The following is a 17,856-nucleotide window of genomic DNA, read 5'->3' as shown; positions in this document are numbered from 1 at the left end:
TTGCTTCTCGCTCCACAAACGCTAAGTTGATCTCGTCTAAACAGCCGCTGAGGCGGTCGTTTTCGGGCATAGATCACTTTGAAAACGCACCGCCTCTCCTTTCAATCCTTATCTGAACACCGTCCCACCGGCCGCCCGAACATTGAATATGGCTTCGTCGAAGGTTGCGGTATGCGAGCAACCACACGCGACAGGACCCATCCTCACTCTCCCGTCGGCGACGCGTCGATGTCCCGGCCCGACAGCTCGACCCCACCGGCAGGTGATTCACGAGTGACCCGCGGATCCCATTTCATCGATGACTTGGAGTAAGGACGCCGCGGAGGCGCTGGCAGACGCCGGCGTCGATCTGATCGCGTATCTCCCGGACTCGAAGATGGACGCCCTCATCGATGAGGTCGTTGATGACAGCCGGTTCGAGACCGTGCTGGTCAGCCGTGAAGAGGAGGCTATCGGCGTACTCGTGGGCGCCTGGGTCGGTGGCGACCGTGGCGCACTACTCTGTCAGTCGAGCGGTCTCGCGAACACGTTCAACGCCATCGGATCGCTCAGTGTCCCGGCGCGCGTCCCCTTCCTCGGGGCCGTGACGCGCCGCGGTAACCTGGGCGAGTTCAACATCGCGCAGGTGCCCGCGGGGTACAACATGGACAAGCTCCTCGACGATGTCGGTGTCCGCAACTCCGTCGTCACTGATTCGGAGGACCTCCGGGAAACCGTAGCACTCGCGGGCGAGACAGCGTTCTCCACGCAGTCCCCATACGTCGTCCTGTTGGAGCAGACCGTCACCGGGCGGAAGTCGGAGGCTACAGAATGACGGATGCACGTGCGGACCAATACGCTTGTACGGAGTCCGTCCTTGACATCACTCCGGACGCGGCCGTCGTTTCGAATCTCGGCGTCGCGTCCTACGTTCTCGCGAGCGTCTCAGACTCCGAACGCGCCAGAAACTTCTACCAATGGGGAAGCATGGGCGTGACCACGGCAGTCGGCCTCGGTCTCGCCATCAGCACCGACGAACCCGTCACCGTCCTCGACGGTGATGGGTCGTTGTTGATGTCGCTTGGCACGCTCACGACTGTCGCGCGATACGACCCTGACAACCTGACGGTCGTCGTCTGGGCGAACGATGTCTACGGAACGACGGGCGGTCAGTCGCTTCAAGCCAGCCAGACCGACTTCGCCGGGATCGCTGAAAATAGCGGTCTCGACGCGGTCACCGTTCGAAATACCGAGGCGTTCGCGGACGCCTACCGAGACGCCACCGAATCCGCGAGCGTCACCGTCATCGTTTGCCACGTCGACCCCGTCGATCCCGACGCACGGCCGCCGTTCGATTTCCCGTACATCGCCCGGCGTGCCCGCGATTCGCTCTCGACCGACACGATGTAGTCCGCATGTCGATCTCACCGGAATCGTATCCGCGTGCGACTGATCCAATAGCTACCGGCATTCGACCGCAGTTCACGCCGCTCTGTTCGTCGAGTGGGGAACCGCATTCAAATCGCCGGCGGCGAGCATGGGGACACCGACGACATCAGCGTCACCGTCGACAATCAACTCGGCGACGATCTGTGATCTGTTTCCCCTGTTGGTCTCGGGAGCTGGATCTCGATGGTCGTCCCGCGATCGGAGCTGATGACGTCGATTTCACCGTTCAACGTCGTGATGATCCAGTAACTCAACCAGAGTCCGAGTCCCTGTCCGTGGACGAGCGGTGTCTCTGCGCCGGTCTGTAAAATACTTCGTTCCGTATTCGGAAGCCCCGGCCCGCTATCACTCACCCTACAGGTAATCAGTCGCTCGGACACGCTCACATCGACCACGACGGATTCGGGATCGCCGCCGTGTTTTACGGCGTTGTCTACGAGTTCGAACAGCGCCACTTCGAAGCGTGGAAGCGTCTCCGAAATCGCTTCTTCCGGCGTATCAACCGTTATCGAGGCGTTTGGATAGCGTGTTTCACATTCAGTGACGGTGCGGTTGATCAGCGGGATGATGTCCGTGGGCTCTAACTCGGGCGAGACCTCGCGATTTTGTTCGATCTTCTGTGCGGCCTCGGTCAAATCGAGCAATCGCGTTGCCGCCGCACTGATGACCGTTGCTTTGTTCGCCCGCTCAGCATCTAGATCCGCTGCGAGCATCTCCGCCCAGCCACGGATAACCGACATCTCGTTTCGTACGTTGTGCCGGAGGACGCGATTAATCACGCTGATGAGCCCCTCCCTCTGACGCCGCTCACTCGCATCACGAACCAAGACCTGTATCCCGACGATGTCGTCCTTGGAGCGGTCTGCGTCAGGAACGCTCCCATCGTACACCGGAACACCGCGAATGTCCGTATAGATGTTGTCCCCCGACTTCGTCTCCAGCGGGAAATCTCGGACTTCAGCTGGTTCTCCGTTCAGTATCTGTGAGATTTTTTCCCATGCCCACTCAGCGGCCTGTGCATCGGGATAGGCAACCGTGATCGGCTGGCCGGTGAGCTCCCCCGGCGAATAGCCTAACCGGCCGCGGACACTTTCGGCGGCATAGGTGAACGTGCCGTCGGTGTCGAATCGGAACACGGAGTCAAAGCTGACGTCGATGACGGCGCGATAGATCTCTCGCTGTTCGTCTAGCCGTTCCTTCCGCTCGGAGAGCTCTCGTTCGTAGTTTCGACGTTCGATGGCTTGCCCGCTGAGTCTGGCAACCAACTCGACGAAGAACCGTTCCGCCTCCACAAAAGGGTCGTCGCGTGTCTCCGTATCGGCGAAGCAAGCGGTCCCATACACGTCGCCGTCGACGGTGATTTTCGCACCGATGTACGCCCCCAAGTCGAACGTCTGCACGGCGATTTCGGAAACCTCCGTCGATGCCGCAGCGTCCTCAATAGCGAGCTGGCTATCGATCTCCACGGTGCGGCGACAGTAGGCCTCATCGAGCGGGCAACTTTCGCCAGGTCGGATCAGTTGGTGATCTCCGGTCGCATAGAGAATCTCTTGTCGCCCATCGTCGATCCGTGTCAGAAAGCCGATGGAAAGACCGAGATACTCTGTTCCGATGTCGAGAGCCCGCTTGATTTGGTTCTCGAACTCCTCGTTCGGATCAGCAAATATGTCATATATTTGATTTCGATATGTAACGGCCCCCATACTATAGAGTCTCTACCACATCGTATGAGTGTTGTGTTAGAATTTCGTCTAGGGTCCCTTGGATCGGGTTTTCTTCTTCTGTGCGTAGGGCATGCCCGATATGAGGCTGTCGTGAACCGCCTCGGGGTCAAGCCCCGAGGCACTCGCCTTGTTTTCTCTGTAGACACCCACTGACACACGCTCCGACAGCAAACTGACGGACTGTCCCTGTTCAGCGAAGCGATCGGCGCTCTCGGCTTGGGTCCGCCAACGGCACCGACGACCATCGACGACACGGCGGTAACTGGATGAGGGACGCACCCGTGGTTGGCGGTCGACGCCGACGGTGACACGGCGACGTACATCAGAGCCGAACCTGCTACCCCATGGACGCTCTCGTGGGCACAGCGGACGTGGGATATCTCCGACCTACCCCACTCTAGTAGGCGCTGTGTGACCGGTACAAGAATGACATTTAATATGACACTATTGGCTACCCAAATGCAGACTAACTAATTATACCCATCAAAAAGGCTACTTTTGCTCCTTGTTAAGTGGTCTCAATCGGTTTGAGAACGGACAACTGCTCGCATTTATTGTAATAGTTTATATCTCAGATACTGATATGTGTATCCGAATATGGCTCCCGACACGCAGGTGAATTCTGTCACTATCGTGGGAGCGCTGAGCCTCGCCACAATAGGAGTGATGAGCGTACTCGCAGATGTTGATCTGGAAGTACTCTTACTCCAAGCTGCGGTTCCGACGGCCATCGGGATCAGCTTGATTGGCTACGGCTGGTTCCGCGCAGACAGTGTCGTCGCGGCGAAACACCGGACAGTGTTGAAATGGACTACTTCGGGATTTCTCTCATTTGTGATTCTTGGATTCTGGTTCGGGGAGATGGCATCGCGAGCAGATACGTCGATTTTGCTCTCGATCGCCGGATCGTTAATTGTCGGTGCGGCACTCGGCACGGTGATCGGCGTGTACGCAGCTCGGATTAACCGGACCAATGAACTGCTCGCAGAGACCGTCTCTGAACTTGAGGAGGCGAACAACCGCCTCGCGATGAAGAACGAACAGCTGGACCAGTTCGTTGATGTTGCCAGTCATGACCTCCGAAACCCGGTGAACGTCGCGAAGGGGCGGATTGAGCTTGCCCGTGAGAACTCCGACGGCGAGCACCTTGCAAAGGCGGATGCTGCGCTCGAACGCATGGATACGCTGATCACCGATCTCGTATCGTTAACGAAGGCCGGCGACCAGATTGACGAGGTTGCGCCGGTGAATCTCGACGCGGTGAGTCAGTCAGCGTGGGGCAATGTCGATACGAAGGACGCATCGCTACACGTTGAGACAGAGTTAGAGATCTCCGCCGATGAGAGCCGAACTCAACAAATTTTGGAAAATCTATTCCGCAACTCGATCGAGCACGGCGGCGAGGATGTGACCGTCCGGGTTGGGGCACTCCCGGACGGATTCTACGTCGAAGATACCGGCGCAGGTATTTCAGACGACCTTCGCGGGCAGGTGTTTGAAGACGGTGTCACCACCGGCGGTGCGGGCGCGGGTCTTGGACTCACCATCACCGAGCAGATCTCTACTGCTCACGGATGGGAGGTTGACGTTGAGCAAAGCGCCGAGGGAGGCGCTCGCTTCGAGTTCACCGATGTGGAGTTTCCAGAGAAATAGCTCTGTTGAAATCCTCAGGAAGAGACCTATTCCGATCGGCGATGGTCAGTACGGGTCGCTCACGAATCACTCAGCACGGTATGGCGATTCAACAGGTGGGAGCGATCTCTACTGGTCGATTGACCGGCGAGAAGAAGCCGCTGTGAACTGATCTGAACTCGTTTGACACGGCTCTCAACCGCTTTGAGCGGACCCGATTCAATCGTCAGCCGGTGTGACTCCAGTCGCCTCGCCACCGATTCCCGACGAATCTTGCGTTAGGGTTGCATAGAGCATGATTAGCATGGACACGATGAGGCAGATTCCCCAGAGGAACGCGGTCGGCATCAGGAAGGGGAGCTCCGCCCCTTCGCCGATCCACACGACACCTGGTATCCCCCACTGTCCGGCGATAAACATGCCTGTCACCGCTGTCCGGAGTCGTCCCGTAACGCCGATTACGGGGACAGCGAATCCCATCACAATAGCAAGAATTGAGATCACACCCAAGTGGGCGTGACCGCCGATCATCCAGCCGGGGACTGCATTACCGCCAGCCAACAAGGTGAACTGGTAGAGACCGACGACCATCATCGTTGCAAGACCAAGGAAACCGCTTGCTTTCAGTGGTTTTGTCATGCACCAGCCACGATATGCTTGACTCAATTAAATGTCTGTGTTTGCCGATGTATTGTCTGGTACCTACGAGAGAGTACCCCCTTGACATCCTCCCCATGCTAAAGCGCGAGGCTTTCTCTTCGATTCTCCGTAACGAAAGTTATTCGAACCGCTCCGCGACCTCGCGAACCTCGTCGCGGTCCGTCTCGTCAGCAGCTTCAACCGCACTCCGCATCTCGCTCACTTGGTCCTCGTTAAACACACCGCGGGGATCCCGGAGCGCTCGTCCACCGATGAGTCGCTCCACGGCGTCACTGAGCGATTCACTATCCCGCTCGTTCGCCTTGATGCGCTCGTACACGTCGTCTTCAAGTCGTACCTGATGCGACATTCTTGTTGATAGCGTTGACGCTCTACAAGAATGATGATTGGGGCGTACCCACGCCCTATTGCCTATCCTCAACAGAGCGGGACTCCGGCGCACAGGGGAGCCGGTTGTGCTGGCACCACTGACAGTGTTCGTCTGTAGTGTACCGGCTAAACGAGAACTCAGTGATACGGTTCATCGACTCCGTCACGTCGTCTTTGACTGATTCCAGTTCGGCTTCGCCGAACGTCCGCGATTCGACCTGTGGCCCGATCTCACCCACGTACGCGTACCCCGCTTGTGCGATCGGCTCATCATACAGGTCACGACAGGCCAAAAGATAGATCGGGAGTTGCTTGTCTTTCTGCAGGTCACGGTGGCGTTCAGTTGCTTTGTAATCGATGACGACCAATTCTCCGCTAGGTGTCCGGTAGACAGCGTCAATGTATCCGCCGAGTTCGTGCCCATCGACATCGAGCTCGAACTCACGTTCGGCGTCAATAATCTCGTACTCGGAAAGGTCCAGCTCGAAGTACCGGTCGATACACTGTTCTGCTGCCGGGAGCGCGTCCTCGGCGCGGCGCTGACTGGCGAGTCGCTCGCAGATGTCGTACCACCCCTCACGCCGATCAACGTCGTGTTTCGCAGCTTGCTCGGCAGTGTCGTGAAACAGTACCCCGATCTCACGCTGTGACACACTGCTCTCGGATGTGCTTGCGGGTTCTTTGTAATCGGGGAACGCGTTGACGACGTAATCGAGGTAGTGGCTGCGCGGGCATTCTTCGTAGGCCGCTAGCGACGTGTAACTGTGCGAGAGCGCTGGCGCTGGCGGAGTTGGCTCAGTCAGTGACTGCACCTGAATGGTTTCCCGCTCGGCTCTTGGGGAACGCTCTCCGTTGAGAGTGGCTGTTGCGAGGTTTAACACGCGCTCGCGCGCAGCTTGGACCGTGAGTTCTTCACCGTCGTGATTGACGGTCCCACCAACGTGCCCGACAGTCCCGCTCGCCAGCGTGTCAGTCCAATCCGCTGCGTCATCCGGGAGACACTCCTCAACGTCGGTCCACAGGGGGAGTTCCCCGCGCTCTGGCTGCCACGGGACGCTGGGAGGGAGCATCTCGTCAACGACCTCCGAAACAGGGTGTACATCGGCAGCGTCGTCGTCCTCGCTGCCACCCTGAAGAACGAGGACGTCTTCGGCACGCGTAATGCCGACGTGGAACACCCGACGTGTTTCACGGGCGTCACGTTCGACGAAGTCCTCGTCGAACGCCGCCTCAGCACCGTCCGAAAGGCTGTTTTCGAGCGCATCGTAGGTGCGTGAGCTCGGTGCCCACTCGTCGGCTGTGACTTGCGGGATGAGGACGACGGGGAAGTCCAGCCCCTTGCTTTTGTGGATGGTCATCACGTTGACCGCGTCGTCGGCGACGTCCGGCTGACTCGTCGGCGAGGAGCCGCTCTCGTCGAACAAGGAGTCGTAATGTTCGAGCGAGTCGATGAACTCCGGCGTGAGAGGAGGTCGGACCGCGCTGTCCCCGTACCGTTCGATGACATCCTCCAGCTGGGCGAGATCACGGCGCTCCTGCTCACTGAGATACCACTCGATGTTCGTACAGTCCGTGAGTTCGCGGTACAGGTGGCTAAGCGACGCCGAGTCCCGGATGTCGAGGAGTTCCGTGGCGTGTTCGCGGGCTTCCGCGACGCGGTCGGGCTCTTCGAACTCATTGAGCGGCGTCTCGCGGAGTGTGTCCACGAGCGGGTCGTCGTCCGCGTTGAGGGTGCGAAGGTCGGCGTCGCAAAGCCGGTACCGCATCAAGAGCACGCGATTCCAACTGACCTCGTCGTCGGGTCGCGCGAGTGCCTTCAGGTACGCAGTCACGGTGCCGACGCCGACGGATTCCGTAGCCAGATCGCCAGCAACCTGGTACGGGATGCCAGCGTCTTCGAACTCCTCGATGACGGGCGTCGCGTGATCGGTCTTCCGGACAAGTAACGCGATGTCGCCTGGGTCGTACGCCTCGTCGAGATTCGCTGCACCACCGCTCAGCAGATTCTGCACGACGGTTCGAAGTTGGGAAGCACCATCCGCATCGTCCTCGTCCGGCAGTTCAACGGTAGCGACAGTGTCCCCGTCGTACGCGGGTTCGTCGACGCGTTTCAGCGTCTTGTGTCGTTCACGGTGATCGAGCTTCTGAATCGCCTCGTTCGCCAGGTCGAGAATCGGCTGTCGGGAGCGGAAGTTCTCCTCTAACGGTTCGTCTTCGAGCGCGCTGAATGCGCGGTCGAGTTCATCGGTGATGTTGGCGACGCGCGCGCCACGCCAGTCGTAAATCGCCTGATCGTCGTCACCAACGACGAACAGGTTGTCGTTGGTGACGAGCGACGTGACGAGGTCGAACTGGAGGCGGTCCGTGTCCTGGAACTCGTCACAGAACACGTAGTCCCACCGGTCGGCGATTTCCTCGCCAACAGGCGTGTCCAGTAATGCCGCCGTTTCGACGACCAAGCCGTCGAAGTCGATGAGATTCCGCTCGTTGAGCTCACGCTCGTACGCGGCGTACCCTGCCGTCAGGTCACGGGCGGTGAGGCAGTCCGAGAGGAACGAGTCGAGGTGATCTGTGAGTTCGAGGTTGAGATCAGCCGGGATGCCTGTCGGTGCACCGCTGGCGTACCCACCGAGCAGGTATTTCGGGAGCTTGTACGCGTTGTCGGGGAGTTCCCGGTCTCCCGCTTCGTGGGCTTCGAACGCTGTTTCGAGCGCGTCGCAAAGACCCACGAGTCGATCGAGGAAGTCGCGTGCGCTACCCTCCATCCCGGTTGTCTCCAGTGCATCGCGTTCCGCAACGAGATCAGCACGCGCGTCTGGCAGTGCATCCAGTACGCTTGATACCGACCGGCCGCCGAGATGGTCGCCAGCGATGGTTTCGATGCGCTCTGCGAGGTCAGCGAGTTCGTAGACGCGATCAGCAGGCCCGAGGAACGCGTCGATGTCGTCGGGGGTGATGCCGCTGCGTTTCATCGATCCGATGAAGTTGAGCAGCTTCGACGCCGCGCCGGACGCGTACCCGTCGCTACCGTACACGTTGGGTTTCACGGACCGGTACTCGATGTCATCCAAGACATCCAGCACGATGGCGTACTTCTCGGCGTCCGTGGCGACCTCGAAGTCCGGGTCGATCCCCGCCTCGTATGCGTAGTCGGTAAGGATCTCGTTACAAATCGAGTGGTACGTGTACGCGTCAATGTCGTACCCTGCGGTCCCGAGTTTCGCGTTCAGTTTCTCCCGCATCGAATCCGCAGCGTTGTTGGTGAACGTCAACGCGAGGATCCGGTCCGGAGAGACGTCTTCTTCGTCGATGAGGTGCTCGATTTTCCGCACCATCGTGAACGTCTTCCCCGTCCCTGCGCCGGCGAGCACGCGCATCGGGTACGCCTCCGAATCGATGATCGTCTGCTGTTGGGGCTCCGCCGTCACGTCTTCTTCTGTGACTGGATACCACGACGGGTACTCGTCGTTGGTCATTGACGCACCTCCTCAGAGAGGCGCTCGGGACACATCTCTCGATAATCACAGTCCGGGCACGCCTCTTCGTTGATGACTTCGAACGGCTCTGGCGCGAACGCCTCGCCCGTGATGCCGTCGTGTGCCGTTCGTATGAGCGCCCAGATCGTGTCGCGGTGGTCCTCGTAAATATCCGTAGTCTCCCGCGGATACCCACTGACAGACACCGCATAACCGTCGGGCGTGCTCTCAAAGGACGTCCTGTTGAGGAGGCCGTAGAAGCTGAACCGGACCGTCGTTCCGTCCTCGTAAAACGGTTCGTTCTTCACACCCTCAACGTACGTCGCCGTCTGGAACGCATTCCGCACGCGCTTGGGCTCGTGGGCCTCACCGTCGAGATGGTCAGCGAGATACTCGGCCGTTCCGCTGGAGATCACGCCGCGCGTATTGCGCTTGTAGTCGAACACGTGGAGGCCATCGTCGGTTCGAATCACGTTGTCCGCCTTTCCGTGAAGGGCTCGCCCGTCGATTTCGCACGTCACCCAGACCTCGGTGGCGACCGACTGGCGCGCGTGCTCGACACCGTCGCCGCCGTCCGGGTCGAAGAACGCGTCAATAGCTGCGCGGTTCTCCACGCGTTGGTACTCTCGGTGCGCATTCGACTCGTAGTCGTCTCGGCTGCTGTGTTCGTTCCACTTCTCGTCGAAGACACGCATCGCTCGCTCGTGAATCGTCGACGCGTCGTCGGCTCGCTCGGTAGCGTCGCACACGTCTTCGATGGTCTCGTGGTAAATCGTTCCCTGATTCAAGTACAGCTCCGTCCGATCAGGCGTGTTCACGTCCTGAACGTAGCCGTACTCGTACTGCCGCGGGCACGTCGCGTACGTCGCCAGCCGCGACGGCGAGAGCGCACGTTCGCTCATCGCCGCACCTCGCCGTTAGCGAACTCGACACGCGCACGCAACGCTTCTCGGAGTTCGTCGCCACGCGCCCCGCTCTTATCGAGCAGATCCTGAATCTCGCCGAGTTCCGCTTCCACCTCGTCGAGCGACACCGTCACCTCTTGACTGTTCGCGCGGCGCACCGCCGCAAGCGCCTCGTCAACCCGCGACAACAGGAACTCCTCCGCCGCTTGCTCACTCGTGATGTGCGGGTCATCAGACTCGGTGACCCACGGAAGGCGGTCGTACGCGTCCGTGAGGAACCGCGACGCCTGCGCACGCTCCTCCAACGCGGTGTCCTCGTACTCGTAGAGACAACAGTACAAGTGCTCGTCCGCAGCGCCAGCCCCAACCGCTAGGCGTCGCCGCGCGTGTTCCGTGTGATACCGCGCGAACGGCCGACTCGACGCCGTTGACGTCGTCGGGAACGTCGCATCTACGTCCAACTCGTCGAGGTCCGTGACACCCGGGTAATCCGGCATCGATGCGACGCGCTCAGTCGGGAACAGCCGCGTCATGAACGGATCGCCCGGGTACTCACTGTCCACGAGATTTACGAGAAACACCGCGCGGAAGGACTCGTTCTTGATCGCTTGCAAGTGATCGACGCGGATCCCGCCGTCGAGATCCGTGGCACTCGTCTGGTTTTGCTGCGGCGCGTACTCGTGTGCGCGTTCAAGCATCTCCTCGAAAGATTCCCACGTCGCATCCAGGAACTGGGTGTCTTCGAGGAACCCGGCCATCCGGAACGCTCGCCGGACGTTCCCGAATTGCGCCCGTGCGTCGAGCGGTGACGCGCGCTCTGCGATTCGTTCTTTCAATCCCGCGTCTGTCGCCCACCAGCGAATCCCCTCTTCGAGGCTGTCCATCTCGCGGACGCGGGCTAATCGCTCCGCATCGAGATCAGGGCCGTGGTCGGCTACCTCATCTTCGTCGTCGGCCGCGAGATACCGAACGGCAGCGAGGAGCTCTCGAATCGCAGGGTCGTCACCGAACCCCGTGACAGTCGTCGATTCTGTTGGAATACCGGTGCGTTCGAGCGCTTCGATGGTGTCCGTAACGGTACCCCCACTTTGTTTGGTGGCGACAGCGATGTCGCCGTACTTCCAGTCCTGCTGCGCCACGAGGGCTTCGATCTCGTTGGCAATTTCGGCGAGTTGTTCGTCACTGGAGTCTGTAGCGAGGACGGACACCGACCCGGTCTCCGGATCTGTCGGGACCGTCCCTTCGGCGAAGTAGGCTGCTGTGGCGGCCGGTCGTGACGACGGCGGTTTTGATTCCTCACGTCGTGACTCGGTGAACGCGACGTATTCCGTGATTGTCCCTGTTTCGACCCACGTGCGGCGCACACTCGCGTTCTCTTCGCCGATACAGACGAGCTCACAGTCCCCTACGAGCGCGTCGAGATACGCGCGATCGAGGGGCATGAACTCTTCAAACTCGACTACGAGCACCGCATCAAAATCGGCGACCTCGTCACGGGCATCTCCGGTGAGGACGCCGAGCGCATCAGAGATGAGTTGGCCGCGTTCCATATGATCATGCTCGGCCAGCCACTCTTGGAAGGCATCGAGGGCACCCGTGATGTCTCGGAGTTCCGGCGTTGCCTCTGGCGTAACTGTCTGCCAAGAGATCGTGCCCATCACGGCGTCTACATCCTCGATAAAAGACGGTTGTTCAGATGCGTGTTGGAGGTACGCTGTGTCCCACTCGTAGTCTGCGAGGAATCGGTGAAGGAGTTCTCGTCGTAGCGCGTCGGAGAGAATGACGCGGTCATCGGTCTGATTGAGAACATCTGTCGCGTGTACAACGAGCGACGTCACGTACGGCGTCGCCGCACCCGGCAACTCCTCACCCAAGGTCTCCCGGAACGTGTCCGTGCTCGTCGGTGCACCAGTAATGACGAGTACATCCTCAGAATCGTGCTTCTCAAGATAGTCTGCGTAAGTAGCGCGTGCTGCTGCTTTGACGTTCCGTGTTCCGAACGGAGCCGTCACCAGTTCGCCATTAATGCTGTGATGGCCCGCTTTACTCATTGACAACCCTCAAACGGAGAAGACATACTGTTCGTGTACCGCATACTACATGAGTCTAAGACCTATCTGATAGGTGTTCTCCTCTTCAGTAGTCTAATCTGCTCTGTTGAATCCGATAACGGCGTGGGGGTCACTGTTTGAGAGCCTGTTCGAAGTTGCTGACTGCGGTGGTCACCACGAGTTCGCGGAACTCGCGGTGCCAAGCGAGAGGATGGACAGCGGGGCCGGACCGACGCTTGATGGCCGAGACCGCCTTCTCGTCCATCCAGCGCTGACCGTATAACTCGCTGCCCAACCGTGCGTTGTGGGCGTGATCGTACGCAGCGAACAGCCGATGGCGCAGCAAGGGTCGGACGCCCTCTGACCGGAGGGCGTCCCGGAGAGATTGGTCGTCATAGCCTTCGTCGCCGGCGATACTTTCTATTTTCCGGTGTTACGAAGGGCGACTCGACGGCCAGTTTGCGTGTCGTGAGGCCAGTGTGCCGAGCAGTGAACATCGAGGATGGCACACGAGTCTGTATCGACGAGTGCCGTCGTTTTCAGCGTGCGTATGTGACGATCCGAGCGGTGTTGGTATGTCTCGATGCCGTTTCCCGATCGAAGAACGTGGCATCGATGGCACCGTGCGAGCCCGGATCGCAGATGGTCGCGGACTCCCGAAGGAAGCCGAGCTACACCGACAGAGGCGACAGAGGCACCCTCTCGAACGACCGGTACAGCGTTGAGGGTGCGGGAAATGCCGTTCGAGCGAGCTGTAACAGACCACGAACGCGATCCATCTCGCTCGCCCAATCGACGATTTCGAGCTGCGTCGCGTCCATATGAACCCGCAAAAAGTGAAGCGTAACGTGCTTCCATCCGGGAAACCCGTGGCCAGTCGGGTCACTCACCGCCGTTGGACTGGCGGCACAGCGCTTTTGAGCCAGCGACACGGCCTGCTTAACACTTCCACCGAATCAGCGGACGATAGTGTGGCTCACCAAGTATCTTATATCCCACCATCAATTGAGAAACCGCACGAGGAACTGAGTGTGGCAGGAGATTTATTGATTCCGCTTGTTGCAGGTATCATCGGGCTTGGAGTCCTTGCCCAGGTTCTCGCGGCCCGGCTCCGGGTCCCGAGTATCATTTTCTTCCTGCTTGTCGGGTTGATTATCGGCCGGCCGGGCCTCGGGATCGTGACGAACGCGAGTTTCGGTGACTCCCTCCCAGCAATCGTCGGCCTCGCCGTCGCGATCATCGTGTTCGAGGGAGCCTTCCACCTCGAGTTTGAGCGTATTCAGAAAGCCCCACGTGCGGCCGTCCGCCTCGTCACTATTGGTGCCGCCATCGCATTAGTCGGAACTGCGGTAGCTGTTCGCCTCTTGGAAGGACTCCCGTGGGGGCTCTCATTCGTGATCGGCGCGCTGCTGGTCGCCACGGGCCCGACGGTCATCACCCCAATCCTGGATGTCGTCCCCGTCAGAGATCGGGTCTCGGCTGTCCTCGAGACTGAGGGGATCGTCAACGACGTGACCGCAGCGATCACGGCGGTCGTACTCTTTGAAACGGTGAATCCGACGGTGTCCTCTGAGGGGCTGATTCAGGGGTTTGCCCTCCGTCTCGGTGAGGGACTGCTTGTCGGTCTCCTCGTCGCGGCACTCCTCTACTACCTGCTTCGGTACGTCGACCTCTCGCCCGAAGCCGCGCCGCGGAATGCGCGCTTACTCGTACTCGCTGGAGCGTTGGCTGCGTATGCGGGCGCGAACCAGCTGGCAAGCGAGGCCGGGGTCGCGGCGGCCGCTACTGCTGGGTTAGCTCTCGGGAATTTGGACATCCCTTACAAAGAGGAAATCACCGATTTCAAAGGCGACATCACGCTCCTCGTGTTGGCGTTTGTGTTTATCGCACTCGCCGCCCAACTGCCGCCAGAGGCGATATTTGATGTCGGAGTCGCTGGACTCGGTGTGGTCGTCGTGGTCGCGGTGGTGATCCGACCACTCCTTGTCTTCATCTCGACCGTCGGCGACCGGTTCACTATCCCAGAGCGATTATTTATTAGCGCGATCGGCCCGCGGGGGATCATTCCAGCGTCAGTCGCAACGCTCTTTGCCACCGAACTCAGAACCGCTGCTACGGAACTCAATAACCCCACACTAGCGCAGCAAGCGGACTTGTTGATCGGGACGGTGTTTCTGGTTATCTTCGTTACAGCCCTCGTTCAGGGCGGGCTGGCACGCTACATCGCACAATACCTCAACGTGATACCCATGAGAGTCATCATAGTCGGAGGCGGACAGGTGGGTCGCGCACTCGCCGAACGTCTCGAAGATCGCGGCGAAAACGTCGTCATCATCGAACAAGATGAGGCGACTGTTGAATCGTTACGAAATGCCGGTTTTGGTACCGTTATCGGCGACGGCACGAAAACTGAGGTGTTGCAGAAGGCCGGCGCAGCGAACGCCAAGACCGTCGTTGCAGCTACTGGTGACGACGACGCGAACCTGCTTGTCGCACAGCTCTCGAAGACAAAATTCGATGTCGAGACAGTCCTCGCAAAGGCGAACAACTCTGATAATGTCGAGGCGTTCGAAGACCTCGGCGTGAGCACGATCTCCGCGGCAATGTCGGTCGCGTGGGCCCTCGATAATCAGATTGAACGGCCAGATATCGCTCACTGGATGACCGATATCGGGAAAAACGGTGATGTCCAACAAGTCACAGTCACCAACGAGAAGTACGTTGGAAAGAGTATCCAAGAGGTGGGTCCAATGCTCCCCGATTCCTGCCTCATCGCCGTCCTTAGTGATAGTGAGCACGAATCGGTTAGGGTTCCAGACGCAAACACGGTCGTCAATCGTGGCGATCACGTTACGCTCCTTGGTCAGCGGAAAGCCGTCCGAGAGGGAATGTCGATGCTAACCGACTCTCACGACTGATTTAGTTACTCAGTCGAGCCGGCGATTTGTGCTTGACCTTCTTCAGGCTGTGTGCGGCTTTGCCCGTCGCCATGCGGTATGTGAAGGTGATAGCAACAACTCATTGACATTCTCTCCCGACTAAAGGCGGAGAAGTCCCGAGCGTTGGGATGTTACGATTTGCAGTCTCTCTGCTCTCTCGTGGTGAACGCTCCGCTCACCTGGTCGAACAGGAAGACTCCGGGCTGTGCCACCCAGCCGTTACTCATATCCCCAGTTAGGGGAGTCTGAGTCATCTTTCGTCGGATGTTCACCGCACCGTTCACGTCTGCGTTCATCCAAGTAAGCTACCACGCCCGGTAGTGTTCAGATAAGCTGATTCCATGCGAAAGCGAACGATCTCAGCCACTCATGAGCAGTTTCTGCGTTGGCGTTGCTGAAATAGTTTGAAAAACAGATAGTGTGTTTTATCTCACGAAATAGACGTTTGGGAGTCAGTGCTATTGAACATAGTTTGCGGAATGGGTTGTCGGCTTCCTCCCGCGCCTACAGACGCGGGTTTCCGCCTTTCCGTCATTATACAGATCGAGGAGAATACCTGACCCTTCAGGGTCAGGATGAATCCGACAACGCCTACACTGTCCACCCGAGATAGCAAGGGCGGATATGCCATGCAAACCGACAGTATTAACAAAATAGTGTTCATAACCAGTTATGAAGCCAGAAATGAGTCGGACCATCCGAACTTTCGAGGCCACGATTACGAACCGACGGCAGGTTCGTGACGATCTTGACCAACTCGGATGGGCCGCCTCAAAACTCTGGAATGTCGGTCGCTACTACGCACAACAACAGTGGGACGAAACGGGCGAGATTCCCGACGACGGGGAACTCAAATCCGAACTCAAAGGCCACGAACGCTACACGGACTTGCATTCTCAATCCAGTCAGCGCGTTCTCGAAGAACTCGCTGAAGCGTTCAACGGCTGGTTCGAAAAGCGTCGGAACGGCGACGACCGTGCCCGACCGCCCGGCTACCGCAAACACGGAGACTCACATCCGCGTTCAACCGTGTCGTTCAAATCGGCTGGCTTCAAGCACGACGCACAGTTCACTCGTGTCCGCCTCTCGAAAGGACGAAGCCTGAAGAAACACCGTTCGGACTTCATCTTGTGCGAGTACCAGACTCGACCAGATGTTGACCTGACCGAGTGGGACATTCAACAGGTTCGCGCTGTCTACAAGCGTGACGAGTGGCGGTTACAATTTGTCTGTCGCACCGTCATCGACCCGGAATCGCCGGGTGACGAAGTGGCGGGTGTTGACCTCGGGATTTGTAACTTCGCCGCCGTCTCGTTCGGTGGTGAATCGGTGTTGTATCCCGGTGGCGCACTCAAAGAAGACGAATACTACTTTACAAAAAAGAGATCCAAGTGCGACGATTCCTCGTCCAGAGAGGCCACCCGTCTCGACCTGACGCGAACTGGTCGCCGGACGCACTTCTTACACGCACTCTCGAAATCAATCGTAGAGGAGTGTGTCGAACGAGGTGTCGGTACACTTGTCGTTGGTGACCTCGGTGGCATCCGAGAAGACGAGGAGACCGGCGAGCCTCGGAATTGGGGCGACCACGGTAATCTCGATTTGCACGGGTGGGCGTTCGATCGGTTCACGACGCTACTCGACTACAAGGCGGAAGCCGAGGGCATCGACGTGGAGTTGGTGTCGGAACGCGATACGTCGAAGTCGTGTTCAGCATGTGGTCACACGGATGACAACCAGCGTGTGGAGCGTGGACTGTACGTGTGTGAGGAGTGCGACACGGTGGCGAACGCCGACGTGAACGGTGCGGAGAACATTCGGCAAAAGGTACTCCCGAGTCTCGCCACAGATGGCGGTGATAGGGATAACGGCTGGTTGGCACAGCCAGCGGTTCACCTGTTCGACCGTAGTGAGGGCATTTTCGCCCCACGAGAACAGGTCGTGAACCGCGAATCTTAATATCCCAACTCAGCGGCGCGGTGCCGTGGGATTCCCGCGTCTTCAGGCGCGGGAGGATGTCAAGAATCACGCAAATGAGGCCAATTCACTGGCAAATTCCATTTCAACAAGCATAATCACGTGATCTCCTGGTTGTAAGATCGTTTCCCCTCGGGGATTTATTAACGACTGCTGCCGTGAGATCGCTCCAATAACGAACTGCCCCTCAATTTCCTTTACAAGATCTTGGATCGGCTTCCCAACGAGACGTGAGCTTTCACCCAACTCAAGCTCTAACACTTCTGCTTGATCGTTTTCGAGAACCGCGATGTTCTCTACAACGTTCTCGTATGTGAACCTGATAATCTCTTCAGCGGTGACAGTTCGAGGATTAATGGCAACGTCGATGCCTATCTCTTGGAATAATGTAATATACTCTGGGTTGTCGACGACCGAAAAGACCCGATCAACTCCGAGACGCTTCGTAAGAATTGAAATGAGGAGGTTTTGCTCGTCGGATTCGAGTGCTGTAATGACAATATCAGCCTCATCGACATTCTCTCGCGTGAGGAATTCCATGTCAGTTCCGTCGTGTTCTAGGACTGTCGTCTTCGGGAGGTTCTCTGCGAGCCACCGTGCACGGTCGGCGTCCTGCTCGATAATCCGGGCTCCTAACTCACGCTGTTCAAGAAGTTGGGCGGTTTGATACCCAATCTCAGTACTTCACAAAGCCG

At 58.6% G+C, this 17,856-nt stretch carries 11 protein-coding genes and 5 pseudogenes; 5 read left to right on the top strand and 11 right to left on the bottom strand.

All coding sequences use genetic code 11. The features are described 5' to 3' along the window. Positions 1 to 70: pseudogene (locus tag DJ69_RS09120) on the bottom strand (IS6 family transposase); the annotation flags it as partial. A 228-nt stretch (positions 71 to 298) separates the two neighbouring features. On the opposite strand from DJ69_RS09120, the gene DJ69_RS09115 reads away from it, so the two are divergent. Then, positions 299 to 814, top strand: coding sequence for a thiamine pyrophosphate-binding protein (locus DJ69_RS09115; RefSeq protein WP_180271776.1), 516 nt, complete (start codon positions 299 to 301; stop codon positions 812 to 814). Further along, positions 811 to 1,389: a thiamine pyrophosphate-dependent enzyme gene (locus tag DJ69_RS09110; RefSeq protein ID WP_099255318.1), complete on the top strand. Its 579-nt coding sequence runs from the start codon at positions 811 to 813 to the stop codon at positions 1,387 to 1,389. The genes DJ69_RS09115 and DJ69_RS09110 overlap by 4 nt, the downstream gene beginning before the upstream one ends. A gap of 164 nt (positions 1,390 to 1,553) precedes the next feature. Here DJ69_RS09110 and DJ69_RS09105 read toward each other — a convergent pair whose 3' ends face one another. Continuing rightward, the gene (locus DJ69_RS09105; protein WP_099255317.1) at positions 1,554 to 3,131 is read right to left on the bottom strand and encodes an ATP-binding protein; all 1,578 of its coding nucleotides are present in this window, start codon (positions 3,129 to 3,131) and stop codon (positions 1,554 to 1,556) included. A 618-nt stretch (positions 3,132 to 3,749) separates the two neighbouring features. Between DJ69_RS09105 and DJ69_RS09100 the strand changes: the two genes are divergently transcribed. Further along, positions 3,750 to 4,805, top strand: a complete 1,056-nt coding sequence (locus tag DJ69_RS09100) for a sensor histidine kinase (RefSeq protein WP_099255316.1) — start codon at positions 3,750 to 3,752, stop codon at positions 4,803 to 4,805. A 198-nt stretch (positions 4,806 to 5,003) separates the two neighbouring features. Here DJ69_RS09100 and DJ69_RS09095 read toward each other — a convergent pair whose 3' ends face one another. The 6 genes and pseudogenes from DJ69_RS09095 to DJ69_RS09070 form a co-directional block, all read right to left on the bottom strand. Then, a complete protein-coding gene (locus DJ69_RS09095) occupies positions 5,004 to 5,423 on the bottom strand; it encodes a hypothetical protein (protein WP_099255315.1) in 420 nt (139 codons plus the stop codon). Between the two features lie 139 nt (positions 5,424 to 5,562). Next, positions 5,563 to 5,793, bottom strand: a complete 231-nt coding sequence (locus tag DJ69_RS09090) for an antitoxin VapB family protein (protein WP_099255314.1) — start codon at positions 5,791 to 5,793, stop codon at positions 5,563 to 5,565. Between the two features lie 55 nt (positions 5,794 to 5,848). Next, positions 5,849 to 9,289: an ATP-dependent helicase gene (locus DJ69_RS09085; RefSeq protein WP_099255313.1), complete on the bottom strand. Its 3,441-nt coding sequence runs from the start codon at positions 9,287 to 9,289 to the stop codon at positions 5,849 to 5,851. Then, complete coding sequence (locus tag DJ69_RS09080; protein WP_099255312.1) at positions 9,286 to 10,191, bottom strand: RecB family exonuclease; 906 nt, start codon at positions 10,189 to 10,191, stop codon at positions 9,286 to 9,288. The genes DJ69_RS09085 and DJ69_RS09080 overlap by 4 nt, the downstream gene beginning before the upstream one ends. After that, entirely contained in the window at positions 10,188 to 12,245 is a 2,058-nt protein-coding gene (locus tag DJ69_RS09075; protein WP_099255311.1) for a DNA helicase UvrD, read from the bottom strand. The genes DJ69_RS09080 and DJ69_RS09075 overlap by 4 nt, the downstream gene beginning before the upstream one ends. Before the next feature lie 130 nt (positions 12,246 to 12,375). Continuing rightward, positions 12,376 to 13,177: pseudogene (locus DJ69_RS09070) on the bottom strand (transposase). A 93-nt stretch (positions 13,178 to 13,270) separates the two neighbouring features. On the opposite strand from DJ69_RS09070, the gene DJ69_RS09065 reads away from it, so the two are divergent. Further along, the gene (locus DJ69_RS09065) at positions 13,271 to 15,163 is read left to right on the top strand and encodes a cation:proton antiporter domain-containing protein (RefSeq protein WP_099255321.1); all 1,893 of its coding nucleotides are present in this window, start codon (positions 13,271 to 13,273) and stop codon (positions 15,161 to 15,163) included. Between the two features lie 152 nt (positions 15,164 to 15,315). Here the strand turns inward: DJ69_RS09065 and DJ69_RS18810 are convergent. Both DJ69_RS18810 and DJ69_RS09055 read right to left on the bottom strand, forming a co-directional pair. Then, positions 15,316 to 15,486: pseudogene (locus DJ69_RS18810) on the bottom strand (RNA-guided endonuclease TnpB family protein); the annotation flags it as partial. Between the two features lie 22 nt (positions 15,487 to 15,508). Further along, positions 15,509 to 15,631: pseudogene (locus DJ69_RS09055) on the bottom strand (IS6 family transposase); the annotation flags it as partial. Between the two features lie 237 nt (positions 15,632 to 15,868). Here DJ69_RS09055 and DJ69_RS09050 point away from each other — a divergent pair. Beyond that, positions 15,869 to 17,143 carry an RNA-guided endonuclease InsQ/TnpB family protein gene (locus tag DJ69_RS09050; RefSeq protein WP_099255320.1) on the top strand — a complete coding sequence of 425 codons (1,275 nt, stop codon included), beginning with the start codon at positions 15,869 to 15,871 and terminating at the stop codon, positions 17,141 to 17,143. A 66-nt stretch (positions 17,144 to 17,209) separates the two neighbouring features. On the opposite strand, the pseudogene DJ69_RS09045 reads toward DJ69_RS09050, so the two are convergent. Next, a pseudogene (locus DJ69_RS09045) lies at positions 17,210 to 17,842 on the bottom strand (NAD-binding protein); the annotation flags it as partial. Positions 17,843 to 17,856 lie beyond the last annotated feature (14 nt).

This window comes from Halorubrum persicum (assembly GCF_002727125.1).
GTDB classification, from domain to species: domain Archaea; phylum Halobacteriota; class Halobacteria; order Halobacteriales; family Haloferacaceae; genus Halorubrum; species Halorubrum persicum.
This window is presented reverse-complemented; position numbering and strand designations above follow the sequence as displayed.

Coding starts and splice junctions, on each gene's coding strand:
- DJ69_RS09115 (WP_180271776.1), top strand. CDS start 299: ATGACTTGGAGTAAGGACGCCGCGGAGGCGCTGGCAGACGCCGGCGTC.
- DJ69_RS09110 (WP_099255318.1), top strand. CDS start 811: ATGACGGATGCACGTGCGGACCAATACGCTTGTACGGAGTCCGTCCTT.
- DJ69_RS09105 (WP_099255317.1), bottom strand. CDS start 3,131: ATGGGGGCCGTTACATATCGAAATCAAATATATGACATATTTGCTGAT.
- DJ69_RS09100 (WP_099255316.1), top strand. CDS start 3,750: ATGGCTCCCGACACGCAGGTGAATTCTGTCACTATCGTGGGAGCGCTG.
- DJ69_RS09095 (WP_099255315.1), bottom strand. CDS start 5,423: ATGACAAAACCACTGAAAGCAAGCGGTTTCCTTGGTCTTGCAACGATG.
- DJ69_RS09090 (WP_099255314.1), bottom strand. CDS start 5,793: ATGTCGCATCAGGTACGACTTGAAGACGACGTGTACGAGCGCATCAAG.
- DJ69_RS09085 (WP_099255313.1), bottom strand. CDS start 9,289: ATGACCAACGACGAGTACCCGTCGTGGTATCCAGTCACAGAAGAAGAC.
- DJ69_RS09080 (WP_099255312.1), bottom strand. CDS start 10,191: ATGAGCGAACGTGCGCTCTCGCCGTCGCGGCTGGCGACGTACGCGACG.
- DJ69_RS09075 (WP_099255311.1), bottom strand. CDS start 12,245: ATGAGTAAAGCGGGCCATCACAGCATTAATGGCGAACTGGTGACGGCT.
- DJ69_RS09050 (WP_099255320.1), top strand. CDS start 15,869: ATGAGTCGGACCATCCGAACTTTCGAGGCCACGATTACGAACCGACGG.